Genomic DNA, 24,085 nt, shown 5'->3' with positions numbered 1-24,085 from the left:
AATATGGCGATTGATTCCGATTGTGGAATGAGTACGCTGGACGAGCTGGCGCCCGCGGCGGCGCTGTTCCACTCCCTGGCCGACCCGGTGCGGCTGTCGATCGTGCAGCGGCTGGCGCGCGGCGAGGCCCGGGTGGTGGACCTGACCCACGAACTCGGCCTGGCGCAGTCCACGGTGTCCAAGCACCTGGCCTGCCTGCGCGGATGCAAGCTGGTGGACTACCGCGCCGAAGGCCGCCAGTCGTTCTACTCCATCGCCGTCCCCGAACTGCTGGACCTGCTGCGCTCGGCCGAGCGCCTGCTGGCGGCCACCGACCGGGCGGTGGCGCTGTGCCCGACCTACGGCACCGGCGCGGGGACGCGGGCATGACCGCGCTCCCGCCGGCTCCCTCGCCCCGGCGCCGGGCGGCGCTGGCGCGGCGGGTGCGGCTGCTGGTGGCCGCCACCATCACCTACAACGCGATCGAGGCGGTCGTCGCGGTCACCGCCGGGACCCTGGCCTCCTCCGGGGCGCTGATCGCCTTCGGGCTGGACTCGGTGATCGAGGTCGCCTCCGCGGCCGCGGTCGCCTGGCAGTTCTCCGCCCGCGACCCCGAACCGGTCGAACGCCGCGAACGGCGGGCGCTGCGGATCATCGCGGTCTCGTTCTTCGCGCTGGCCGCCTACGTGACCGTCGACTCGGCGCGGGCGCTGCTGGGCGACGGCGGGGCCGCCCCCTCCACGCCGGGGCTGGTGCTGGCCGCCCTGAGCCTGGCCGTCATGCCGTTCCTGTCGGCCGCGCAGCGCCGGGCCGGCCGTGAGCTGGGATCGGCCAGCGCGGTCGCCGACTCCCGGCAGACCCTGCTGTGCACCTACCTGTCGGCGGTCCTGCTGGCGGGGCTGGCGGTCAACGGCCTGTTCGGCTGGGCCTGGGCCGACCCGGTCGCCGCGCTGGTGATCGCGGCGGTGGCGGTCAGGGAGGGCCGCGACGCGTGGCGCGGCGACGCCTGCTGCGCCGTCCCGGCCCCCGCCGCCGCGACGAAGGGCAGCGGCTGCGCCTGCTGCGCCTGACGTCCCCTGCTCCCCGCTGGCCCCCGCTGCTCCCCGCTGGCCCCCGCGCTCAGCCTTTGCGGCGCGGGCGGACCGCCTGCTCCGCCCAGAACGGCCGCATGACGCGTCCGATCGCCTCGGCGACGACCCGCAGCTCGCCGGGTTCGAGGGGGTCGAACACCTCCCCGCCCACCTCGTCCGCGAGAGCCCGGGCCCGACGGTGCAGCCCGCGTCCCGCCGGGGTGATGCGCACGGCGTACCGCCGCCGGTCGGCGGGGTCACGGGTGCGCTCGCACAGCCCGCGCGCCTCCAGGTCGTCCACCAGGCCGACCATCAGGGTCGGGTCCAGCAGCAGGTAGGCGGACATCTCCTGCTGCGACAGGGTGTCGGAGGAGTCCAGCATCGCCAGCACCAGGAAGTGCCGGACGCGGATCCCCAGCGGCTCCAGCGCCTCCTCCAGGCGCTGCTCCAGCCACCACCCGCACTTGGAGAGCTGGAAGCCCAGCACCGAGGCCAGTCCGGCGGGCAGGTCGCAGGTCGGTTCGGCCATGCCGCAAGGATATATCTCGTCAATCATCCATTGCCTCAACCGTAGAAATATTCGATTATCTGTGTATGCCTCCTACGCTCGGCCTGTTCGGCCTCAACATGAACACCTGCGCCGACCCCGGCGCCGCCGCCCGGATCGCCGCCCTCGCCGAGGAACTCGGCTACGACTCGCTGTGGACCGCCGACCACGTCGTCCTGCCGAGCCCGCGCGACGCGGTCTCGCCCATGGACCCCGACGAGCCGATCCTCGATCCGCTGGTCGCGCTCGCCCACCTCGCCGCGCACACCGAACGGCTCCGCCTCGGCACCGGCTGCGTCGTGCTGCCCCAGCGCAACCCCCTGGTGCTGGCCAAGCAACTGGCGAGCGTGGACGTGCTCAGCGGCGGGCGGCTCGTCTTCGGCATGGCGGTGGGGTACCTGGAACCCGAACTGAGGGCCCTCGGCGTCCCCGCGGCCGGACGCGGGGCGCGCGCCGACGAGTACCTGCGGGCGATGCGCTCGCTCTGGCACGACGACGAGCCCGCCTTCCACGGGCGGCACGTGGACTTCGCGGGCGTCGACACGCGTCCGCGTCCGGTGCAGACGCCCCTCCCGGTCGTCGTCGGCGGGCACAGCCGACGGGCCCTGCGCCGCGCGGCCCGCCATGGCGACGGCTGGTACGGATGGCTGCTCGCACCGGACGAGGCCGCGCACCACGTCGCCGCGCTGCGGGCCGCGGAGGCCGAGGAGGGCCGCGGGCCGCTCCACGTCCAGGTCACCCCGCGCCGCAGGATCGACGCCGGCGCCGTGCGCGCCTACGGCGAGGCGGGGGTGGACCGGCTCGTGATCGTCCCGCCGAGGAACGCGCCGCTGGAGGAACTGGCGGCCTTCGTCGAGGCGAACGCGCCCGCCCGGCTCGGAGCGGCACGCCTTGACCTCAAGTGATCTTGAGGTCCTAGCGTCGTGGTGTTGCCTGACGACGGAAGGAACATCATGACCATTCTGGTTACCGGGGCCACGGGGAACGTCGGCCGTCAAGTGGTCAGGGAGCTGCTCGGCGGGGGCCACCGGGTGCGGGCGCTGACCCGTGACCCCGCGCGCGCCGACCTCCCCCGGGAGGTGGAGGTGGCGGCCGGGGATCTCGCGGTGCCCGACAGCCTGGCGTCCGCGCTGGAGGGCGTGACCGCCGTGCACCTGATCACCTTCGACGCCCGGGACGGCGCTCCGTTGCGCACCGGTGCGCAGATCGCGCGGATGGCCGCCAGGGCGGGCGTCCGGCACGTGACGATGCTGTGGAGCGGCGAGCCGGGTCCGGTCGAGGAGGCCGTGGCGGCCGAGGGGCTGCCGTGGACCACCCTCCAGCCGCAGGAGTTCATGTCCAACGCCCTGCTCTGGAGCGAGTCGGTCCGGACCGAGGGCGTGGTGCGCGAGCCGTTCGGCGCCACCCGCAGCGCCATGATCCACGAGGCCGACATCGGCGCCGTGGCCGCGAGGACGCTCACCGAGGACGGCCACGCGGGCAAGGAGTACGTGATGACCGGTCCCGAGGTCCTGGACATGCCGCGGAAGCTGGCCGTCCTGGGCGAGGCCCTCGGCCGTGGGATCCGGTTCGTCGAGCTGACCGAGGAGCAGGCGCGCGAGCGGATGCGCCGGGCCGGGGCCTCCCAGGAGGCCATCGACCACGTCGTCGGCTGGTACGCCGACCCGCCGGAGGAGGCGTACACGGTGACCGACACCGTCGAGCGCGTCCTCGGGCGCCCGGCCCGGACCTTCGCGCGGTGGGCGCGGGAGAACGCCGGCGCCTTCCGCTGAGCACGTCCCGTGAACCGGCCGTCGGACGACCCGCGGCGCCGCCGCCCCGGCCCCCGCCCGTTCACGGCCGGTTCCGGAGCCCGGCCGCCTGTCGGCCACGTCGCCGCCACGTGATTCGGCACAATGACCGGGTATGCCTCGCGCGGTGGTCGCCGGGCGGGGCGCACCGGACGACGACGAGGAGAGACGCCATGGCGAGCATCACCGAGGGACTGCGGCGACGGGCCCCCGAGGAACGCCAGAAGCAGATCGTGGACGTGCTGGTCGAGGCGTTCTCCGACCTGATGGAGCGCAGCCCCGCCGAGTTCCGCCGCCGGTTCCGCAAGATGGCCTCCGACCCGTTCGCGTTCTACCGGGGCAGCGCGTGCCTGTTCTACGCCGACGTGGTGCACGACGACGACCCGTGGGCCGACGAGCGCACCTCGCGGGTGTGGATCCAGGGCGACCTGCACGCCCAGAACTTCGGCACCTACATGAACGACGACGGCGTCTTCGTCTTCGACGTCAACGACTTCGACGAGGCGTACGTCGGGCACTTCACCTGGGACGTCAAGCGCCTGGTCGCCAGCGTGGCGCTGCTGGCGTGGAGCAAGGCGATCTCCGACGACGACATCCGCCGCCTCATCGAGACCTACGTGCGCGCCTACGTCGACCAGGTGCGGCAGTTCGCCGAGCACGCCGGCGACTACGCGTTCGCCCTCACCCTGGACACCGCCGAAGGATACGTGCGCGACGTGCTGGTGCAGGCGCTGGCGTCCACCCGGATCGGGCTGCTGGACGGCAAGACGATCGTCGAGCAGCACGAGCGGCGCTTCCGCAGCCGCGCGGGCGTGCGGCGGCTGGACGACGACGAGCGCGCCAGGGTCGAGAAGGCGTACCTGGACTACCTGTCCACCATCCCCGAGGAGAAGCGGTTCAAGGGCCTCACCTACCGGGTGAAGGACATCGTCGGGGCGTCGGGGTTCGGCATCGGCTCGGCGGGCCTGTCGGCCTACAACATCCTGGTCGAGGGGCACAGCCAGGCGCTGGAGAACGACGTCATCCTGTCGATGAAGCAGGGCAACGTCGCCGCGCCCAGCCGCGTGGTCGACGACCCGCGCATCGGCGAGTACTTCAAGCACCACGGGCACCGCACGGCGGTGTCGCGGCGGGCGCTGCAGGCCAACACCGACCCGTGGCTGGGCTACACCGAGATCGACGGCGTCGGCTACGTGGTGCAGGAGCTGTCCCCCTACGAGGAGGACCTCGACTGGTCGGCGCTGACCGAGCCGGACGAGATGGTGTCGCTGCTGGACGACCTGGGCCGCGCCACCGCCAAGATCCACTGCGTGTCGGACAGCGACTCCGACCACACCCTGGTGGGCTTCCAGGTGGAGGACGCCATCACCGCCGCGATCGGCGACGACGAGGAGGCGTTCGTGGAGGCGATGGTGGCGTTCGGCACCGAGTACGCCGCGATCGTCCGCGACGATCACCGTCTCTTCGTGGACGCCTTCCGCAACGGCCGTATCCCCGGCCTGTAACCCCGCCCAGGCCGGGTCCGCTGCGGGACGCGACGGGTGCGAGCCGCCCGTGCCCCGCAGCGGGTGGCGCGTCGTTCAGTTGCAGGCGCCCGTCGGCGGAGCGGCGACCCGGCAGCGGCCGGGCGACTTGGGCGGCTTGGGCGGCTTCTGGTCGTGCCCGGGCTTGTTCGGCGGCTTCTTGCCCGAGGGCTTCTTGCCGGGAGGCTTCTTGCCCGGCGGCTTCTTGTCCGGCTTGTGCTTCTTCAGGCAGTCGCGCAGCGAGTCGATCCTGCCGTCCAGGCCGTCGATGTAGTCGCGGCGTCCCTTCTTCCAGCGTCCGGGGTCGTTCCGGTGCGCCAGGTGGCCCTTGTACTTGGTGGAGTCACGGTCCACCTCGATCAGGACGTAGGGGTGGCGATCCGACGCGGTCCGGTGGCACACCTTGACCTTGTGGTTCCTGGGTTCGGCGACCGTGGCCGCCTCGGCGGGCGGCGCGATCAGGCCGCCCACGAGCACGGTGGCGAGGGCCGTGAGAGCGCGGCTCGCCATGCGTTTGGTGAACATCAGGTTTCCCCCGAGCAGCTCGTCTTGTAGTCATATGACTACGAGGAGTGATATCTCCGCAAGGTGCTACCCGGCGCCTGCGCCCCTACACGCCTGGAATGACGGGAGCGGGAGGTCCCGCCCACAGATGCTGGGTGGCATAGGAACGCCAGGGACGCCAACGGTCGGAGAGGGCCGGGATGTCGGCGGGGACGGCGCCGTCCGACAGTCTGCGCAGCGCGTGCCGGACCTTGGGGCAGCGGGCCGGGAACACGTCGGGATCGCCGAGCACGCGCATGCGGATGTGGTCGACGACCAGCGGATCGAGCCCGGGAAGGTCGAGCAGCCGCCGTCGCGCGCGGCGGCGGTCGGCCCCCGGGTCGAGCCGGAGGTCGCCACCGGCGAGGGCCGCGGCCAGCGCCCGCAGCGCCCCGCCGCGGCCGGGCGGCGCGTCGGGACCGGCGTGGTCCAGGGCGGCCAGGGCCGCCGCGCCGGGGAAGACGTGGGTGACGGCGCCGACCGGCACGGGCAGCGGTTCGGCGTGACGCCGGATCAGCGTGGCGAGAGCGGCGTCCCCGTCCAGCAGCAGGCGGGCGGCCAGCTCGGCGGCGTCGGGATGGCCCGGCACGCGGCGGCCCGGGCAGGCGGCGACCAGCGGCCGCAGCAGCGGGTCGGCCTCCAGGGAGGCGGTGATGGACTGCTGGTCGGCGTCCAGGTCGAGCAGCCTGCGGCAGCGCTGGACGGCCGTGGTGAGGTCACGCAGATCGGCCAGGCGGAGCTCGCACCCGACATGGTCGGCGCCCGGAACGGGCCACAGCGCGACGGTCCCCGGCCCGTGGGGGAGGGACAGCGAGCGCCGGAAGACCCCGCCGGCGTACTCCTCGACGCCGGGCAGGGGACGCGCGCCCAGGGACCCGAGCAGCGCGGGCACGTCCAGCGGCGGGCGGTAGGCCAGCCGGAGCGGGACCACGCCCGGCGCCGGGGCCGCCCCGGAGCGCGCGCGGGCGTTCCGCAGCGCGGTCGGGGTGGTCGCGAACACGCGCCGGACCGTCTCGTTGAACTGCCGGATGCTGGCGAACCCGGCGGCGAACGCCACGTCGCTGACCGGCAGGGCGGTCGTCTCCAGCAGCAGCCGGGCGGTCTGGGCCCGCTGCGCGCGGGCGAGGGCCTGCGGCCCGGCGCCGACCTCGGCGACGAGCTGGCGGTGGATCTGCCGCCGGCTGTAGCCGAGACGGGCGGCCAGCCCCGCCACGCCCTCGCGGTCGACGACCCCGTCGGCGATCAACCGCATCGCCCGGCCGACCAGGTCCGCCCGGAAGTTCCACTCCGGTGAGCCCGGGGACGCGTCCGGCCGGCATCGCTTGCACGCCCGGAACCCGTTGACCTGGGCGGCGGCCGCGGAGGGGAAGACGCGGACGTTCTCGGGCCTGGGCATCGCGGCCGGGCAGCTGGGACGGCAGTACACGCCGGTCGTGGTGACGGCCACGAAGAGCCACCCGTCGAACCGCGGGTCCCGGCTCCCGACCGCGCGGCGAAGATCCTCTTCGGTGATCACCAGGCCAGTCTGCCGGTCGCGACCGGGACCGCTCCGGCGGTGATCGGACATCGACGTCGCGCCGGGGAGCGGGACGCCCGCCGCCGGGGTCGCCGTCCGATCACCGCCAGCCCGGCGGCCCGCCGCGCCGACAGGATGACCGGCATGTCCACTCAAGATCACGCTCTGGGGACGCCGGCCGCCTACCGGCGCGTGCTGGCGGACCGGGACTTCCGCCTGCTGTGGGCGGGTTCCACGGTGTCGCTCGCCGGAGACGGCATGACCTTCGTGGCGCTGGCGTGGCTGGTGCTGTCCCAGCCCGGCGGGACCGCGCGCCTCGGGCTCCTGACGGTCTGCTTCACCCTGCCGGTCTTCGCCGGCGGCCTGCTGGTCGGGCCGCTGCTGGACCGGTTCGACAAGAGGCACGTGCTGGCCGCGGACTGCGTGCTGCGCGGCGGGGCCGTGGCGTCGATCCCGCTGGCCGCCGCCTCGGGGGAGGCTCCCGCCTGGCTGCCGTTCGCGGTGGCCGCGGTCCACGGGCTGCTGAAGATGGTCCCGCTGGCCGGGTTCCCCGCCGCGATCCCCGATCTCGTCCGCCGCGCCGACCTGGACGCCGCCAACGCCCTGGAGGCCCTGGGCTTCGGAACGGCCGGGGTCGTCGGCCCGTCGCTCGGCGGCCTGCTGATCGCGGGCGTCGGGGCCCCCAACGTCCTGGCCATCGACGCCGCGTCCTACCTGGTCTTCGCCGTCGCGGCCCTCGCGGTGCGGCGCCCCCTGACGCCCGGCCCCCGCGCCGACGCCGCCACGACTCCGGCGGCGCGGCTGTCGGTGCTCCTCCGGGACCGTTTCCTGGTCGTCACCACGCTCGCGTTCATGGCCTTCAACGTCGCCGAGGGGATGCTGCTGGTGGTGGCCCCCTGGCTCGCCAAGACCCACCTGCCCGGCGGCTCGTCGGCCCTGGGCCTGCTGCTGGCGGCCCTCGCCGCCGGCGAGCTGGCCGGCGGGGCCGTCGCCGGCCTCTGGCGGCCCCGCCTCAACCCCCTGAGGGCGCTCGCCTTCGCGCAGCTCGCCGCCGGTGGCGGCTTCCTGGCGGTGCTCCTGACCCCGCACCCGTGGGGCGTCGCGGCCGGGTTCCTGGCCATCGGCCTGTTCAGCGCGCCGATGACGGTCTGGGCGCAGTCACTGCGCATGGAGCGGATCCCCGGGCCGCTGCGCGGACGCGCCTTCCGCGCCCTTCGCACGCTGATGCAGGCGACCCCGCCGCTGGGGGCGGCCCTCGCCACACCGATCCTGCGGGAAGGGGACCTCGCCCTGGCCGCGGCGAGCATGTTCCTGGTCGCCACGGTCCCGGTCCTCATGCTGCTCGCGCCGGGAAGCAGCCGCCCCCCGGGCTGAGCCACCCGGCGGCGGACCATCTACGCGTCGCGCCACGGCGAGGTCGCGACCATGTCGTTCCACGTCGGCATGGGCACCGAGGGGACGCGCTGGCGCACCAGCTCACCGGGAAGCGACATGGGCACGCCCTTGGCCGGGTTCGCAAGGACCTGCGCGACGACGGCGTCGGCGAAGCGTTCCTCCAGTTCGAGGCGGGGGAGCCGCGCGTGCACCTCGTCGGCGAACCCCGGGGGCAGGAGGTCGGCCCCCTGGCCGGACATGTCGACGGCGATGCCCCGTTGCGCGAGCGCCACCTCCGGTTCCCTGCGGCCGGCGATCCCCGGTGAGGTGTGCAACGCGATCGCGTCCCACACCACCCGCGTCCGTTCCTCGCCGACGCCCCGCTCGCGCAGGAACCGCACGGCCAGGTCGGCGCCGTCGACCTCGAAACGCTGGTCGCCGTCACCGTCGTCGGTCAGGCCGACGTCGTGCAGGAGGCAGGCGAGGAACAGCAGCTCGTCGTCGTAGTCGTCACCGGGCTCCAGACCCTCCCGAGCGGCCATGGCGCTGCCGAACAGGTAGCTGCGGAGGCTGTGGTTGGCCAGGAAGGGTTCCTCGATCCGCTCGACGAACTCCCGGGCACCGAACGCGACCTCGGTCGCCGGGAAGCGCATCTCGAATCCGGGCATGATGGGCCGACCTTTCTCGAACAGGGGAGGACCGGGCGGCGCGCGGTGACCACGAAGGCGCGCACCACGCCCGCACCAGGCTCGCGGCACGGTTCCGAGCCTGGTGCAGCCGGAACGCGGCCGCAACGCCCGGCACCCCTCGGATCGCGCCATCCCCGCCGGGGTCGGACGCGGTGGTGGCGCCAGTCGCCGATGGCCGGGCCGTCCTCCAGGACCGGCCGTCCCCGCCCCCGGCTGCCCCAGGGAGCGTCCGGGCCGCCGTCGGCCCGGTGCCAGCGGAGAGACATCCCAGGTCGGGACGTTCTCGGCCCCTCCCGAACGCCTCCCGCGCGTGCGACCCGGGCATGCCGCCACGGCCGGTCGCGACCTGGGAACGTGGCCGCGACCGGTCACTCAGAACGCCGTCAGCGGCTCGGCCGCGTACGCCCGGTGCAGCGCCTCAAGGAACGACGGCGCCTCCGGCAGCGCCACCTCGCCGATCCGGCGCACCGCCACCCCCGGCGTCCAGGAGTTCATCACCACCGCGCCCGCCAGCCCCGGCAGGTCGTCCACGCGGACCTCGGCGACGCGCTGGGGCACGCCCAGCCCCTCCAGCCGGCGGCGGACGATGCCCATCGTGGTCCCGGCCAGCATCTCCGCCCGCGGCCACACGACCGCCTCGCCGTCCCAGAACGCCAGATTCCAGATCGTCGCCTCGCTGAACCGGCCCCGCCGGTCCACGAACGCCGCGTCGTCGAACCCCCGCGCGACGGCCTGGCGCAGCCGGTGGGTCTTGGCCACCTCGCCCACGTGCTTGACGGCGGGCAGGTCGCGTTCGTGCTCGACGACCGCCAGCGCCAGCGGGCCGGAGGGGCCGGAGGAGGGCGGACCCGTCCGCACCAGCACCTCCGGCTCCGCGTCGGCCGCCGTGAACTCGCCCGCGGGCGAGTAGACCGTCGCCACCAGCGACACGTCCCGCGGGCCGGCGGCGAGCGCGGCCCGAAGACGCGACCGCACCCGCTCGTCGGGGAGCGCCCGCCCGAACAGCTCCAGCGACGCCGCCCGCAACCGCGCCAGGTGCAGGTCCAGCCCCCGGACGAGCCCTCCGCGCACCTGCATGGCGGTGAAGTGGGCGAACCCCGCGAACGCCAGCGGCGTCAGGTCCGCGACGGTCGCGGGCCGTCCGTTGCGCTGGACGACGTACTCCTGCTCGACGGCAACACTCATCGACATCTCCCGGTCAGTCCCCCCGTCCGCACCGGACGGATCCATGACCGAGCCTGCCGCGCCGCGCGGAGGACACCCAGATCCCGGTTGTTCCTATGACCACCGGTGTCAGGAACACCGCCGCGACGCCGGGAACGCCTCACCCGGTCGAGGAGTGGACGAAGTCCGGCGGCATGGGCGAGCCGCGCCGGACCCGCCGGGCCCGGCGCGGCGGGTCATCCGCCGGACACCCGCCCGTTGCCGAGGGCCCGCCGGTCCGGGTCGGTGTAGGCGGAGGCCTGCAGCGTGTACAGCTCGGCGTACAGGCCGTCCTCCGCCATCAGGGCGGCGTGGTCGCCGTGCGCGACGACCCGGCCGCCGTCCAGGACGTAGATCCGGTCGGCGTGGCGGACGGAGGCGAGCCGGTGGGTGATCAGCAGGACGGTGCGGCCGTCGGCGTGCTCGCGCAGCCGCTCGAACAGCTGGTGCTCGGCGCGGGCGTCCAGGGCGGCGGTGGGCTCGTCGCAGATCAGCAGCGGGGCGCGGCGGTAGAAGCCGCGCGCGGCGGCCAGCCGCTGCCACTGGCCGCCCGACAGTTCCTGCCCCTCGGCGAACCGCTTGTCCAGCAGCGTGTCGAACCCGTGCGGCAGCCCGTCGACCACCTCGTCGGCGCCGGAGTCGGCGGCCGCCGCGCGCACCGCCGCCGCCACGCGGGGGTCGGCCAGCGGGTCGCCCATGGCGATGTTGTCGGCGGCGGTCATCGGCCAGTGGGTGTGGTCCTGGGCGATGACCGCGATGTGGCGGCGCAGCCGCTCGGGGTCCAGGTCGGCGACGGCGACCTCGTCCCAGCGGACCCGGCCGTGCTGGGGGGCGTACAGCCCGGCCAGGACCTTGGCCAGGGTGGTCTTGCCCGAGCCGTTCTCGCCGACCAGCGCGACGATCTCGCCGCGCCGCAGCCGCACCGACACCTCGCGCAGCGACGGGGCCTCGTTGCCGGGGTAGGTGAAGGTGACGTCGGTGGCGGTGATCTCCTGGAAGCCGGTCAGCCCGTCGGCGGGCGTGAACGCCCGGTCGCGGCCGCGGCGGATGCGGCGGTCGGCCTCCGCGCAGAACGACAGGTAGTCGCCGAAGTACAGCCCGTCCTCGTAGCAGCGGTTGAGGGCGTAGACGAGGTTGATGAGGGAGGACTGGCCGGTCTTGATGGCCAGCACCGCGGTCCCGGCGACGGCCAGCGGCATCACGCCCCGCCACAGCAGCACCCCCAGCGCCGTGTACATCAGCGCGGTCGCCACGCCCTTCAGGACGTCGCCGTAGACCTGGGTGAGGGTCTGGCGGCGGGCCAGCCGCAGCAGCACGGCGCGGATGTGGTCGGCCAGCAGCGCGTAGCGCTCCAGCAGGAAGTCGCGGACGGTGAAGGAACGGACCTCGGCGGCGTGGCGGCGCTCGGTCATCAGCTCCTCCATGATCCAGCCGCGGCGGCGCACCTCCACCAGCTCCAGCTGGGTCAGGTAGCCCAGCCGCGCGGCCCGCACCGCCGCCCAGCCCTCCGGCAGCGCGGTGACCAGCAGCAGCGGCAGCAGCACCGGATGCAGCACGCCGAGGGCGCCGGCGGCGGCGGCGACGCCGATGGCGGCGGTGAACAGGTCGACGGCGTGGTCGACCATGGACGCCGCCGAGTCGACGCCGCGCAGCCGCGCCCGGTGCAGGTCGTCCAGGAACGCCGAGTCGTCGAGCGCGTCCAGGTCGACGCGGGTGGTGCGCTCGTACAGCCGCAGCTCCACCCCGCGTTCCACCTGGGGGCGCAGCCGCGCCTGCGCCCACTGCGCGGCGGCCGCCAGCATCGCCCGGGCCGCGACCGCGCCGCCCACCAGCAGCAGCGCGGGCGCGGCGGCGCGGACCCGGTCGGGCGTGGGGCCCGCCGAGAACAGCGCGGTCAGCACGCCGGTGGTGGCCAGCAGCCCGAACGCGGTGAACACCCCGGCGGCGACGTTGAGCACGATGGTGGCGATCAGGTCGCGCCGGTTGGCGTGCCAGGCCAGCCGCATCACCTGCGCGATCAGCGCGGGCAGCCGCCGCGCCATGGTGAGCGTGCCGGTCTCCGACAGCTCCACCGCCTTGGCGTACCACCTCACCTCGGCGAGCTTCGGTCCGATCGGCGGAGCGTCCTCGGTGCGCCGGCGCCGCCGCGCGCGGCGCAGCCGTTCCCAAAGTCCCATGGATCCGACCCTGTCGCCGGTCGCCCCGGAGGAGAAGGGCGTTGGACGCACTGGCCGCCGCACGGCGGGTCACATCCGCCCGACCGCCGCGCCACCCGACTGCGGCGTGCCGGTGATGTCGAGGGCGAAAGCGGGCCGAGGGCGAAAGCGGGCCGAGGGCGAAAGCGGGCCGAGGGCGAAAGCGGGCCGAGGGCGGGAGCGGGCCGGGGGCCGGGGCTCCTCCGCGGCGGCGGGTGCGGAGGAGCCCCGGGTCCCGTCAGCGGGCGAACGCGATCGCGGTGCCCGCGCTGATCACGACGGAGAGGACCACCAGCACCAGCGGCGCGCTGAGCGGGTTCTCGCGGCGGGGCGCGACCGCCTTCCGCCGGTGGGCCTCGTGGCGGGCCACCAGCCGGGGCTTGGCGGGCGGCGCGGGGACCGAGCGTTCCGGCGGCCGGGCGGGCGGGCGCGGCACCGGAACGGGCGGGGCCTCGGGCGGCACGGCGACCGGACGCGGCCTCGGCGACACCGGCCGGGGCGGCGGGGCCGGCGGAAGGGCGACGGGTGGTTCGGGGCGGGGTTCCGGCGGTGGCGGCGGCGGGACCGGCTCCGGCTCCGGCGGTGGTGGCGGTGGCGGCGGTGGAGGTGGGGGCGGCGGCTCCGGTGTGGGGGTCGGCGTGGGAGTCGGAGCGGGAGTGGGGGTGGAGGTCGGCGTGGGGGAGGGTGCGGGCGAGGGGACGCAGATGCAGTCGCCACTGTCGGAGATCACGACGCTGACCACGCCCGCCACCTCCACGCACACGTCCGGATCGGTGTGCGCGGTGGTGGCGGACATCGGCAGCAGCGCGACGCCGCCGGCGAACGACAGGGCCAGAACGAGCGCGGGCCGCATGTCAGCCTCCCGCGGACAGGCGGTGCAGTTCGGTGAGCACGCCGTTGAAGGCGTCCGGCCCGACCGCGAGGGCTCCGGTGAACACGTGCGTGATGTCCAGGCACAGCCAGACGCCGACGCCCAGCAGCGCGGCCATCAGCGTCAGCGGCAGCAGCGTCATGCCGCGCGGCCGCGCGCCCGCCAGGAACGGCAGCAGGATCACCATCAGCCCGGTGAGGGCGGTGATGGCCAGCAGCCCGGGCGGGGGAGAGGTGCGGGCGTCCATGGCGCGCTGCTGCCGGGCCGTGGTGATCGCGGTGATGTGGTCCAGCAGCGCGGTGCGGGCGTCCTTGCCCTCGTCGTCGCCGTCCTTGGTGGGCAGCGCCTGCGCGTCGCGGCGCAGTTTCTCCAGCCGGGTCCAGCCGTCGGGGCTGAGCCTCCCGTCGGCCATCAGCGGCCACTCGGAGTCCCGGACGAAGCGGGTGTAGTCGGTCAGCCCCGCCTGGAAGCGGGCGGCGTCGGCGGCGGCCAGCCGCTTGGCGCTCCAGGCGGCCTCGGCGATGGCGCGGCTCTCGGTGTGGGTGTTGAGTCGGGCGGAGTCGGCGGCGGTCCACGGCACCACGATCGCCACCGCGAACGCCAGCAGGAACAGCGCCGAGATCATGGAACCGGCGTGCCCGGCGGAGGGGCCGTCGGGCTTGTCGTCGTCGCTGCCCCGGCGGAGGAGCCGGGCGGCGATGAGAACGACGCCGACCGCGCAGGCGGCGGCGAGCAGATAGACGAGCATGACCCTCTTTTCCTGGCCCCGGCACGGCGGGGAGATTGGGGACGGGGTCCGGGGCCGCGACTTAACGTGATTGTACTTTCACATAGCGTCGCCGTGGAGTGGTGTTACCGGATGGTGATCGCGGTGTGGCGGCCCGGCCCGCCGCCCTCGGTCGCGAAAAAGAGCTTCTTGTGTGATGCCGTATCGATAGTGGAAGATCTCGCGTATACGCGGTCTTGATGTGGAAAATCGTTCGGCCTGCCTGGCCGGGCGGGATCCGAGGGGAGGCGGCAATGGCGCCGCAGCGCAAGCTCGATCTGGACCCGGAGGTGGTGCGGCGGGCCCGCCGGCTGGCGGCCCGCGCCGCCGAGCCGATCATCGAGATGGCCCGGACCCACACCACCGTCTCGGTGGAGCGGGCGCTGCTGCGGCTGGCCGGGCTGCAGGGCGCCGACAGCGAGGGCCGCCCGTGGGTCAACCACCTGGTGGACACCGTCCGCGACCAGGTAGGCCTCGAACACGGCGTCGCCCTGCCGGTCTGGGACGCCCTGGCGCGCGGCCCGCACGCCTCGCTGGCGCACCTGGCCCGCGACGCCGCGCGCGGCCGGATCTCGTTCCGGATCCCGACCGGCTCGGACGCGACGCTGGCCACCGGCGCCGCCCGGGGCGCGGCCCGCTCCGGCATCGCCCGGATCGACCGCCGCCGCGCCGAACGCGACCGGCTGCTGCGCGAGGTCGGCGACCCGGCCCAGCCGTGGGTCTACCTGATCGTGGCCACGGGCGACATCTACGAGGACATCCCGCAGGCCCAGGCCGCCGCCCGGGAGGGCGCCGACGTCGTCGCGGTGATCCGCTCCACCGGGCAGTCGCTGCTGGACTTCGTCCCCGAGGGCGCCACCCGCGAGGGGTACGCGGGCACCTACGCCACCCAGGAGAACTTCCGCCTGATGCGGGCCGCCCTGGACGACGTGTCCCGCGAGCTGGGCCGGTACGTGCGCCTCACCAACTACGCCTCGGGCCTGTGCATGCCCGAGATCGCCACGCTGGCCGGGCTGGAACGCCTGGACATGATGCTCAACGACTGCATGTACGGCATCATCTTCCGCGACATCAACCCCCGCCGGACCTTCATCGACCAGCGGTTCTCCCGGCAGATCCACGCCCGCGCCGGCATCGTGATCAACACCGGCGAGGACAACTACCTCACCACCGCCGACGCCGTCGACGCCGCCCACACCGTCGTCGTCAGCCAGCTGCTCAACGAGCGGTTCGGCCACGAGGCGGGGCTGCGCGACGACCAGCTCGGCCTCGGCCACGCCTTCGAGATCAACCCGGCGATCCCCGGCTCGTTCCGGCTGGAGCTGGCCCACGCCCAGCTGGTGCGCGAGCTGTTCCCCGACGCGCCGCTGAAGTACATGCCGCCCACCAAGCACATGACCGGCAACATCTTCGCCGGGTACCTGCTGGACGCGTTCTTCAACCTGGCCGGGGTGATGACCGGCCAGTCGATCATCCTGATCGGGATGATGACCGAGGGCATCCACACCCCCTGGCTGTCGGACCGCGACCTGGCGCTGGAGAACGTCCGCTACGTCCGCGACGCCTGCGCCGGGCTCGCCGAGGACTTCGTCCCCCGCCCCGACGGGTTCGTCGTGCAGCGCGCCCGCCAGGTGCTGTCGGAGTCGATCGAGCTGCTGGAGAAGATCAACGACGACGGGCTGCTCACCGCCATCGCCGAGGGCACCTTCGGCGTCACCCGCCGCCCCGCCGACGGCGGCAAGGGCCTGGACGGCGTGGTGGAGCGCGCCCCCGGCTACCTCAACCCCGCCATCGAGATCCTCGACGCCGAGGACCCGCACGCCGACCGCGCCGAGCGGCTCGAGCCGGACAAGAAGGAGGTGCCCGCGTGAGGACCGACAGCCCGCTGAACCAGGCCGGGGCCCCCGCGCAGCCCGCCGACACCCGCCAGGTGATCCGCCCCTACGGCGACACCACCGGGGACGGCATGGTCCAGATGTCGTTCACCCTGCCGGTCCCGGCGGGCAAGCGCGCCGAGGCCGCCGCGCTGCAACTGGCCGGCAAGATGGGCCTGGAACCCGCCAGCGTGGTCCACTCCAAGCCGATGGGGCCGGACTTCACGTTCTTCATCGTCTACGGCCGCGTCAACCACCTGATCGACTACGCGGGCATCCCCGTCCCGCCCGAACGTGAGTACCCCCTGCTGACGGCCAAGCAGGTCAACCTCGCCATCCGCCGCGCCCTGAACCGGCGGCTGGTGGTGGTCGGCGCCTGCATCGGCACCGACGCCCACACCGTCGGCATCGACGCGATCCTCAACGTCAAGGGCTTCGCGGGGGAGAAGGGCCTGGAGTACTACCGCGAGATCCAGGTGGTGAACATGGGCGCCCAGGTCACCGTCGCCGAGCTCGTCGAACGCGCCAAGGCCGAGGACGCCGACGCCGTGCTGGTCTCCCAGGTCGTCACCCAGCGCAACGCCCACCTGCACAACACCAAGCAGATGGCGGCGGCGTTCCACGCCGAGTACCCCACCGCCGTCGCCGCCGGGATGGGCCGCCCCCTGCTGGTGGTCGGCGGGCCACGCTTCGACACCGTCACCCCCGAGGACCTGGGCGTCGACCGGATCTTCGGCAAGGGCACCACCCCCGCCGAGGTCGCCTCCTACATCGCGCACGCCCTGCTGCCCGCCGACACGATCACCGACGCCGTCCGCGAGACCGACGGCGCCGAGGGAGAGGAGACCCCGTGAGCGACCCCCGCGAAGGGCTGCGGGTCACCCACCGCCGCTACGTCCCCTACGCCCACGCCCACTACGCGGGCCACCTGGTCGACGGCGCCTACGCCCTCGGCCTGTTCGGCGACGTGGCCACCGAGGTGTGCATCCGCACCGACGGCGACGAGGGCCTGTTCGCCTCCTACTCCGACGTGCAGTTCCGTGCGCCGGTACGGGCCGGCGACGTGCTGGAGGTCACCGCCGTGGTCACCCGGGTGGGCCGCCGCAGCCGCACCCTGGAGCTGGAGGCGCGCGTGGTGTGCCGGGGCCGCCCCGACAAGGGCGAGTCGGCCGCCGAGGTCCTCGACGAGCCGATCGTGGCGGTCACCGCCACCGGCACCGTCGTGGTCCCCGACCCCGCCCGCTGACACCGGACCGGCGCCGGGACCCCACCGGCCCCACCCGCCCCACCCGTCGACCCCCGCCGACCTGCGGGGGAGCGTCCCGGCGCCGTCCGCCCCGCCCGCCGCGAAATCCGCGCTCCGCCCCTGATCACGGGCTTGAGCAGCGTAAACAACGGGTCACCGCAGACCATGCGGCGGTTGACAAGGACGGGGAACTGGGTAGTTTTGCTGCAGTCCAGCACGGGACTCACCGATCGGCCGCCCGGTACGCCGCCAGGTGCCGCGCCGAGACGGCGCCGCCCACCGCGCGCGCCGTCCGAGCCAGGGGTGGTGCACTGCCGCCGCGTCCGGGGGGAGCCGCCCGATCGGGCGGGGGGTTGGACCCGGGAAAGGGCCCGGACATCCAGTAGAAAACGGAGCTTGCGCTCCCACCGCCTGTGGGACCACTCCGGCCCGACGGATGTCACGGGCCCTTCTCCGTGCCCCCCGCCACCCCGCCACCCCGCCGACGCCCGGGCGCCCCCGCGCGGTGGTGACGCGGTGTTCGGGCCCTGTTCGGGCCGCGTTCACGTCGTTTCCGCCGCCGGGACAGGCCTTTCGGCAAGGGCCCAAGGTCGTATCCGCCCCGCCGGACCGGTAGCGTCTGCGCCAGGACGGTGCACACGACAAGGAGCCACGGTGGCGCAGGACACCCTTCCGGAACGGCCGACGGCCGCCGAGCCCCCGGCGCGGGGCCGGGGACCTCTGGCCGGCCTGTGGCGGCCGGGCCGCGCCCGCCGTGCCGGCGGCGCCGACGGCACCGGTGGCGCCCTCCGGGTCCGCGTTCCCGCCATGATCGTCGCCGGGCTGCTGATGTGGCTGGCGTTCCCGCCGCTGGACCTGACCCCGCTCGCGCCCGCCGGCGTGGCGGTGTTCACGCTGGCGCTGCGCGGCGTGCGCGCCCGCACCGGCGCCTGGCTCGGGTTCCTGTGCGGCGCGGCGTTCTTCCTGCCGGTGCTCACCGGCATCATCAAGATCGGCCCGGACGGGTGGATCCTGCTCAGCCTGGTCCAGGCCCTCTACCTCGCTCCGCTGGGCGCGGGCATCGCGCTGGTGCACCGGCTGCGGGCCTGGCCGTTGTGGACCGCCGGGCTGTGGGTCGCCGAGGAGCTGGTGCGCGGGCACGTGCCGTTCGGCGGGTTCCCCTGGGCGCGGCTGGCGTTCAGCCAGACCTCCACCCCGCTGACCCCCTACGCCTCCCTGGGCGGCGCGCCGCTGGTGACGTTCCTGACGGCCCTGCTCGGCGGGCTGCTGGCCTACGCCGCCCTGGCCGCCTGGAACGCCCGCGCCACCGGCGCCCGCGGGCCCCACCTCGTGCGCGTGGCCGCCGCGGCGGCCGGGGGAGCGCTGGTCGTCGGCGGCGGCCTGCTGATCCCCGTGCCCACCGACGGCAGGACCGTCACCGTCGCCGTCATCCAGGGCAACGTGCCCCGCCTGGGCCTGGACTTCCTCGGCCAGCGCAAGGCCGTCCTCGACAACCACGCCCGGCGCACCCACGAACTGGCCGCGCAGGTCCGCGCCGGGAAGGTGCCCCGCCCCGAACTGGTCGTCTGGCCCGAGAACGCCAGCGACCTGGACCCCTACACCGAGCCCGACGCCCGCCGGACCATCGACGACGCCGTGCGCGACGTCGGCGTCCCCGTCCTGGTCGGCGCGCTGGTCGACACCCCCGACGGAACCAAGGTCGAGAACCGCGGCATCGTGTGGGACCCGCGGACCGGCCCCGGCGACTACTACGTCAAGCGGCATCCGGTGCCGTTCGGGGAGTACCTGCCGTTCCGCGACGTCCTCACCAAGCTCATCACCCGGTTCGAGCGCATCCCGCGCGACTTCGCCAAGGGCACCCGCTCGGGCGTGATGAGACTGGGGCCGGTGACCGTCGGAGACGTCATCTGCTTCGAGGTCGCCTACGACAAAGAGGTGCGCGACGTCGCCGGCGGGAACATCCTGGTCGTGCAGACCAACAACGCCACCTGGGGCAAGACCAGCCTCCCGCCGCAGCAGATCGCGATGTCGCGGCTGCGGGCCGTCGAGCACGGTCGTACGATCTTGGTAGCTGCCACCAGCGGGGTCAGCGCGATCGTGGCCCCCGACGGCCGCATGATCGCCCGGTCGCGGGAGTTCGTTCCCGACATCCAGGTGGCGCGGGTTCCGGCCCGCACGTCCCGTACGCTCGCCGACCGGCTGGGCGCCAAGCCCGAGTGGACGCTGGCCGTGCTGGCCGTCCTCGCCGCGGGGGTCGCGGGCTTCAGCAGCAGGAAGAACGAGGGGAATTGACACCGATGGACATCCCAGCCGCGCTCGGCCGGGTACTAGTGATCATCCCGACCTACAACGAGCGGGACAACGTCGAGAAGATCGTCGGGCGGGTACGCGCGGCCGTCCCGGCGGTGGACGTGCTGGTCGTCGACGACAACAGCCCCGACGGGACCGGTGAGCTCGCCGACGCCATGGCCGCCGCCGACTCCCAGGTGAAGGTGATGCACCGCACCGCCAAGGACGGGCTGGGCGCCGCCTACATCGCGGGGTTCCGCTGGGCCCTGGAGCGGGGCTACGACGTCATGGTCGAGATGGACGCCGACGGCTCCCACCAGCCCGAGGAGCTGCCCCGGCTGCTGACCGCCCTGCAGGACGCCGACCTGGTCATCGGCGCCCGCTACGTGTCGGGCGGCAAGACCGAGAACTGGCCGCTGTCGCGGCAGCTGATCTCCCGGGGCGGCAACACCTACGTGCGGCTGATGCTGGGCACCCCGCTGCGCGACGCCACCGCCGGGTACCGCGCGTTCCGCGCCGCGACCCTGGAGAAGATCGGCCTGGACGGCGTCAACTCGCGCGGCTACTGCTTCCAGATCGACCTGGCCCGCCGCGCCCTGCGGCAGGGCCTGCGCGTGGTGGAGGTGCCGGTCACCTTCGTCGAACGCGTCCACGGCACCAGCAAGATGAGCCGCGACATCGTCGCCGAGGCCATGCTCAACGTCACCCGGTGGGGCGTGTCGGACCGCATGGCGCGGCTGCGGGGCGGCCGCCGCCGCTGAACGCGGCCGGCCGCGACGCCGGGTGGGGCGCCTGGAAACGAACTAGGGGCCCGCGGCGTTGTCACCGGTGAAGACATCTCCGCCGACCGGAAAACGAGAGTCATGCTGCCGCTGGTGATGGTCCTGGCGTTCCTGCTGATGCCGATCCTGGAGATCTACGTGATCATCCAGGTGGGGCAGGTGATCGGCGGCTGGTGGACGGTGGCGCTGCTGCTGGCCGAGAGCCTGCTGGGCGGCTGGATCGTCCGCCGCGAGGGCCGCCGCGCCTGGAACGCCCTGAAGGAGACCTTCGGCCGGGGCGCGATGCCCGACCGGGAACTGGCCGACGCGGCCCTGGTGCTGGTCGGCGGCGTGCTGCTGCTGACGCCCGGCTTCGTGACGGACCTGTTCGGGTTCCTGTTCGTGCTGCCGTTCACGCGTCCGCTGGTGCGGCGGACGCTGCTGGCCTACGGCGCCCGCCGGATGAAGGCCGCGCAGGCGCGCGGGCCGCTGTTCCCGCCGGGGGCGGGGGCGGCCGGGAGTCCGTTCGAGGTGTTCGACCCGTTCGGGGGCCGTCCCGCCGACGCCCGGCAGCCCCGGGGACCGGTCGTGCAGGGTGAGGTGCTCCGCGACGACGACCGCCCCGCGGCCCCCTGACGGGCGCTGACGGGCGAACCTGCGCCGCATGGACCCGTGGGTGGGGGCGCGCCGCGGGATGGCGGGTGGGACGACGTGGGACGACGTGGGACGACGTGAGCGGGGCTCGGACCTTTCCGGTCCGAGCCCCGCTCACGTCGGTCTCGCCCGACCTCAGCCGGTCGTGTCTCGCCGCTCCCCGCTCAGGCTGTCCTCCTGCGCCCCGCGCGCAGGATCTCCAGCCGCTCGGCCAGAACCTCCTCCAGGTCCTCCATCGTCCGCCGCTCCATGAGCATGTCCCAGTGGGTCCGCGGCGGCTTGCCCTTCTTGGTCTGCGGCAGCTCACCGTCGACCCGCAGGGCCGTGGCGCCGCAGCTGCGGCATTCCCACGTCATCGGCACCTCGGCCTCGGCGGCGAGCGTCACGGTGAACCGATGGCCCTTGGTGCAGGTGTAGTCCACCTCTTGCCGTGGGGCCAGATCGGTGTTGCGATCGTTCTCGTAGCTCGTCGCTCCGAGTCGGGTGCCGCGAAGTGCGCGCTCGGCCATCGTCACGTGCCTCCCAGACGGCTTGCGGTTCTGCCCTCACCAACGCTGGATACCGTCACAAGATTCCCCGAGTGGACCCTGTTCTAACGCGAAATTTTCACCGTTCGCCACAGGTCGTGTGGAGCTGATCTACAAGGTAAAGGAGGGGGTGGTGATGATGTCCTGCCTGAGGATGAACAGGAGTGGTTGCGCATTTCGCGCGCGTTCCGCCCCGTAGACGGGGAAAAACTGCGCAGTCCGCTCAACGCGTTCCGGCGCGGCTGGGCAGGAACGCGTCGCGCTGCTTGACTTCGCGCCGAGGTGAACGACGACTGCCCGGAAGGGGGCCTGACGATGACCGGTGCGGTGCGGGAACCGCGGAGCGGGGCGGCGGACCTGGCCGTTCTGCGTGAGATCGAGAACCGGGTGCTGTGGCTCTCCACCGCGATCGTCCACCACGCCAACCGGGTGCGCCCCAACCCGTCGGGGCTGAAGGTGGGCGGGCACCAGGCGTCGTCGGCCTCGATGGTGTCGATCATGACGTCGCTGTGGTTCCGGCACCTGCGGGCGGGGGACCGGGTGTCGGTGAAGCCGCACGCCTCGCCGGTGCTGCACGCGATCAACCATCTGCTGGGCGAGCTGGACGCGTCCTATCTGACGCGGCTGCGGGAGTTCGGCGGGCTGCAGAGCTATCCGAGCCGGGCCAAGGACCCCGATCCGGTGGACTACTCGACCGGGTCGGTGGGCATCGGCGCGACCGCTCCGATCTGGGGCGCGCTGTCGCGCCGGTACCTGAACGCCGCCGTCGGGGGAGGCGGCGACGGCCGGCAGTACTCGCTGGTGGGCGATGCCGAGCTGGACGAGGGCGCGGTGTGGGAGGCGGTGCTGGACCCGGCCGTCGGCGAGCTGGGCGAGGTGGTGTGGGTCGTCGACCTGAACCGGCAGTCCCTGGACCGGGTGGTGCCGAACATCGCCGCCGACCGCCTGGAGGGCATGTTCGCCGCCGCGGGCTGGCAGGTGATCACCGTGAAGTACGGGCGGCTGGTGCGGGAGCTGTTCGAGCGGCCGGGCGGGGCGGAGCTGCGCGGGCGCATCGACGCGATGCCCAATCCCGAGTACCAGCGTCTGCTGCGGTGCGACGCGGCGCAGCTGCGGGAGCGGCTGCCCGGGCGCGGGCCCGGTGCGGCGGCGATCGCGGGGCTGGTGGCGGGCGTGGACGACGCGACGCTGCTGGAGGCCGTGGCGAACCTGGGCGGGCATGACCTGGAGGCTTTGGACGAGGCGTTCTCCGCGATCGACGACACGCGTCCGACGGTGGTGTTCGCCTACACCGTCAAGGGTTACGGGCTGGCGACCCGGGGGCATCCGCAGAACCACTCGGCCCTGCTGACCGAGGAGCAGATGCGGGAGCTGGCCGGGCGGGTGGGCGCGGATCTGGACGATCCGTGGCGGGCGTTGCCCGAGGGCGGCGCGGCGGCGGAGCTGTGCGCGGAGACGGCCGGGCGTCTGCGCCGGGATCGTCTGGAGGCGGTGCCGGCGCCGTCGGTGCCATCGGACACCGGCCGCACCCCGTCGGGCACGGTCACCACGCAGGCGGCGCTCGGCCGGACCCTGCTGGACCTGACGCGGCAGGCTCCCGAGGCGGCGCGGCGGATCGTGACCGTCAGCCCGGACGTCAGCTCCTCCACGAACCTGGGCGGCTGGGTGAACAAGGTGGGGGTGTGGTCGACGACCGAGCGGCCCGACTGGTTCGCCGACGACGCCGAGACGATCCTGCACTGGCGGGAGACGCCCTCGGGGCAGCACATCGAGCTGGGGATCGCCGAGGTCAACCTGGTCGGTCTGCTGGGTGAGCTGGGGGCGACCTGGAGCCGGTGGGGGCAGCCGCTGCTGCCGATCGGGGTGCTGTACGACCCGTTCGTGGAGCGGGCGCTGGAGCCGTGGTCGTTCGGGATCTACGCGGGTGGCCAGTCGATCCTGGTCGGCACGCCCTCGGGGGTGACGCTGGCGCCGGAGGGCGGCGCCCACCAGTCGATCAAGACGCCGTCGATCGGGCTGGAGCAGCCGGGGTGTGTCACCTACGAGCCGGCGTTCGCCCTGGACACCGAGTGGGTGCTGCTGGCGAGCCTGGCGCGGCTGGGGCGGCCGGACGGGACCTCGGCCTACCTGCGGCTGTCCACGCGGCCGGTCGACCAGTCGCTGGCCGCGGTGCCGGAGGACTCCGCCGCCCGTGAGCGCCGCCGCCGTCAGGTGGTGGCGGGCGCCTATCCGCTGCGGCGCGCGGCCGCGCCCGCGGTGACCATCGCCGCGATGGGGGCGGTGGTCCCGGAGGCGCTGGCCGCGGCCGAGCGCCTGGAGCGGGTGGGGGTGCCCGCCGACGTGGTGTGCGTGACCAGCCCCGATCTGCTGTACCGGGCGGTGCGTGCCCGGCAGGGGCATGAGCGGGCCGACTCGTGGGTGCTGGACCAGGTGTTCCCCGCCGAGCGCGCCACGCCCCTGGTGACCGTGCTGGACGGGCACCCGCACACGCTGGCGTTCCTGGCGACCGTGAACCGGGTCGCCACCAGTGCGCTGGGGGTGACCGGGTTCGGGCAGTCCGGTGCGATCGAGGATCTGTACCGCGAGCACGGCCTGGACGCCGACGGCATCGTGCGCGCCGCGCTGGATCTGGCGGGTTGAGCGTGGGGGCGGCGGCCCCGGGGCCGCC

General features: G+C 74.0%; 22 protein-coding genes. 13 read left to right on the top strand and 9 right to left on the bottom strand.

Going from position 1 to position 24,085, the window contains the following annotated elements; all coding sequences use genetic code 11:
* Nucleotides 1-27 precede the first annotated feature (27 nt).
* Complete coding sequence (locus HNR61_RS25025; protein ID WP_220509737.1) at nucleotides 28-369, top strand: ArsR/SmtB family transcription factor; 342 nt, start codon at nucleotides 28-30, stop codon at nucleotides 367-369.
* A complete protein-coding gene (locus tag HNR61_RS25020) occupies nucleotides 366-1,049 on the top strand; it encodes a cation efflux transmembrane domain-containing protein (RefSeq protein ID WP_182845587.1) in 684 nt (227 codons plus the stop codon). Before HNR61_RS25025 ends, HNR61_RS25020 begins: the two co-directional genes overlap by 4 nt.
* A 49-nt stretch (nucleotides 1,050-1,098) precedes the next feature.
* On the opposite strand, the gene HNR61_RS25015 is transcribed toward HNR61_RS25020, so the two are convergent.
* Nucleotides 1,099-1,578, bottom strand: a complete 480-nt coding sequence (locus HNR61_RS25015; protein ID WP_182845586.1) for a MarR family winged helix-turn-helix transcriptional regulator — start codon at nucleotides 1,576-1,578, stop codon at nucleotides 1,099-1,101.
* A gap of 65 nt (nucleotides 1,579-1,643) precedes the next feature.
* Between HNR61_RS25015 and HNR61_RS25010 the strand changes: the two genes are divergently transcribed.
* The 3 genes from HNR61_RS25010 to HNR61_RS25000 all read left to right on the top strand — a co-directional run bounded on the left by HNR61_RS25010 (nucleotide 1,644) and on the right by HNR61_RS25000 (nucleotide 4,891).
* Complete coding sequence (locus HNR61_RS25010; protein WP_182845585.1) at nucleotides 1,644-2,501, top strand: LLM class F420-dependent oxidoreductase; 858 nt, start codon at nucleotides 1,644-1,646, stop codon at nucleotides 2,499-2,501.
* 48 nt (nucleotides 2,502-2,549) lie between these two features.
* Complete coding sequence (locus HNR61_RS25005) at nucleotides 2,550-3,368, top strand: NmrA family NAD(P)-binding protein (protein WP_182845584.1); 819 nt, start codon at nucleotides 2,550-2,552, stop codon at nucleotides 3,366-3,368.
* A 191-nt stretch (nucleotides 3,369-3,559) separates the two neighbouring features.
* Nucleotides 3,560-4,891, top strand: coding sequence for a DUF2252 domain-containing protein (locus HNR61_RS25000; protein ID WP_182845583.1), 1,332 nt, complete (start codon nucleotides 3,560-3,562; stop codon nucleotides 4,889-4,891).
* A 75-nt stretch (nucleotides 4,892-4,966) separates the two neighbouring features.
* On the opposite strand, the gene HNR61_RS24995 is transcribed toward HNR61_RS25000, so the two are convergent.
* On the bottom strand, nucleotides 4,967-5,434 hold the full coding sequence (locus HNR61_RS24995) for a hypothetical protein (protein ID WP_182845582.1): 468 nt from the start codon (nucleotides 5,432-5,434) through the stop codon (nucleotides 4,967-4,969).
* 85 nt (nucleotides 5,435-5,519) lie between these two features.
* Complete coding sequence (locus HNR61_RS24990; protein WP_312898084.1) at nucleotides 5,520-6,968, bottom strand: AlkA N-terminal domain-containing protein; 1,449 nt, start codon at nucleotides 6,966-6,968, stop codon at nucleotides 5,520-5,522.
* Nucleotides 6,969-7,112: 144 nt separating this feature from the next.
* Between HNR61_RS24990 and HNR61_RS24985 the strand changes: the two genes are divergently transcribed.
* On the top strand, nucleotides 7,113-8,342 hold the full coding sequence (locus HNR61_RS24985) for an MFS transporter (protein WP_182845580.1): 1,230 nt from the start codon (nucleotides 7,113-7,115) through the stop codon (nucleotides 8,340-8,342).
* Between the two features lie 20 nt (nucleotides 8,343-8,362).
* On the opposite strand, the gene HNR61_RS24980 is transcribed toward HNR61_RS24985, so the two are convergent.
* The 5 genes from HNR61_RS24980 to HNR61_RS24960 form a co-directional block, all read right to left on the bottom strand.
* The gene (locus HNR61_RS24980) at nucleotides 8,363-9,010 is read right to left on the bottom strand and encodes an HD domain-containing protein (RefSeq protein ID WP_220509736.1); all 648 of its coding nucleotides are present in this window, start codon (nucleotides 9,008-9,010) and stop codon (nucleotides 8,363-8,365) included.
* A gap of 393 nt (nucleotides 9,011-9,403) precedes the next feature.
* Entirely contained in the window at nucleotides 9,404-10,216 is an 813-nt protein-coding gene (locus HNR61_RS24975; protein ID WP_182845579.1) for an aminotransferase class IV family protein, read from the bottom strand.
* A gap of 215 nt (nucleotides 10,217-10,431) precedes the next feature.
* Nucleotides 10,432-12,411 (bottom strand): ABC transporter ATP-binding protein, encoded by a 1,980-nt coding sequence (locus HNR61_RS24970; RefSeq protein ID WP_182845578.1) that lies wholly within the window; start codon nucleotides 12,409-12,411, stop codon nucleotides 10,432-10,434.
* A gap of 256 nt (nucleotides 12,412-12,667) precedes the next feature.
* Entirely contained in the window at nucleotides 12,668-13,282 is a 615-nt protein-coding gene (locus tag HNR61_RS24965; protein ID WP_182845577.1) for a hypothetical protein, read from the bottom strand.
* Between the two features lies 1 nt (nucleotide 13,283).
* On the bottom strand, nucleotides 13,284-14,048 hold the full coding sequence (locus tag HNR61_RS24960) for a bestrophin-like domain (RefSeq protein WP_182845576.1): 765 nt from the start codon (nucleotides 14,046-14,048) through the stop codon (nucleotides 13,284-13,286).
* Between the two features lie 272 nt (nucleotides 14,049-14,320).
* Here HNR61_RS24960 and kamD point away from each other — a divergent pair, with 272 nt between their 5' ends.
* The 6 genes from kamD to HNR61_RS24930 all read left to right on the top strand — a co-directional run bounded on the left by kamD (nucleotide 14,321) and on the right by HNR61_RS24930 (nucleotide 20,872).
* Nucleotides 14,321-15,937: a lysine 5,6-aminomutase subunit alpha gene (kamD, locus tag HNR61_RS24955; protein ID WP_182845575.1), complete on the top strand. Its 1,617-nt coding sequence runs from the start codon at nucleotides 14,321-14,323 to the stop codon at nucleotides 15,935-15,937.
* Nucleotides 15,934-16,794 carry a lysine 5,6-aminomutase subunit beta gene (gene kamE, locus HNR61_RS24950; protein WP_084000578.1) on the top strand — a complete coding sequence of 287 codons (861 nt, stop codon included), beginning with the start codon at nucleotides 15,934-15,936 and terminating at the stop codon, nucleotides 16,792-16,794. Before kamD ends, kamE begins: the two co-directional genes overlap by 4 nt.
* Nucleotides 16,791-17,186 carry a 3-aminobutyryl-CoA ammonia lyase gene (gene kal / locus HNR61_RS24945; protein ID WP_067828077.1) on the top strand — a complete coding sequence of 132 codons (396 nt, stop codon included), beginning with the start codon at nucleotides 16,791-16,793 and terminating at the stop codon, nucleotides 17,184-17,186. The genes kamE and kal overlap by 4 nt, the downstream gene beginning before the upstream one ends.
* Before the next feature lie 654 nt (nucleotides 17,187-17,840).
* On the top strand, nucleotides 17,841-19,478 hold the full coding sequence (gene lnt, locus HNR61_RS24940) for an apolipoprotein N-acyltransferase (RefSeq protein WP_312898083.1): 1,638 nt from the start codon (nucleotides 17,841-17,843) through the stop codon (nucleotides 19,476-19,478).
* Between the two features lie 5 nt (nucleotides 19,479-19,483).
* Nucleotides 19,484-20,236, top strand: coding sequence for a polyprenol monophosphomannose synthase (locus tag HNR61_RS24935; RefSeq protein ID WP_084000577.1), 753 nt, complete (start codon nucleotides 19,484-19,486; stop codon nucleotides 20,234-20,236).
* Nucleotides 20,237-20,338: 102 nt separating this feature from the next.
* A complete protein-coding gene (locus HNR61_RS24930; RefSeq protein ID WP_182845574.1) occupies nucleotides 20,339-20,872 on the top strand; it encodes an FxsA family protein in 534 nt (177 codons plus the stop codon).
* A 182-nt stretch (nucleotides 20,873-21,054) separates the two neighbouring features.
* Here the strand turns inward: HNR61_RS24930 and HNR61_RS24925 are convergent, their stop codons facing one another.
* Nucleotides 21,055-21,399: an RNA polymerase-binding protein RbpA gene (locus HNR61_RS24925; protein WP_182845665.1), complete on the bottom strand. Its 345-nt coding sequence runs from the start codon at nucleotides 21,397-21,399 to the stop codon at nucleotides 21,055-21,057.
* Between the two features lie 333 nt (nucleotides 21,400-21,732).
* On the opposite strand from HNR61_RS24925, the gene HNR61_RS24920 reads away from it, so the two are divergent.
* A complete protein-coding gene (locus tag HNR61_RS24920; protein ID WP_182845573.1) occupies nucleotides 21,733-24,057 on the top strand; it encodes a thiamine pyrophosphate-binding protein in 2,325 nt (774 codons plus the stop codon).
* Nucleotides 24,058-24,085: the final 28 nt, after the last annotated feature.

Source organism: Actinomadura kijaniata, from assembly GCF_014138665.1.
In the GTDB taxonomy this organism is placed as follows: domain Bacteria; phylum Actinomycetota; class Actinomycetes; order Streptosporangiales; family Streptosporangiaceae; genus Spirillospora; species Spirillospora kijaniata.
The sequence above is the reverse complement of the archived record's forward strand: the minus strand, read 5'-3'. Positions and strand labels throughout refer to the sequence as shown.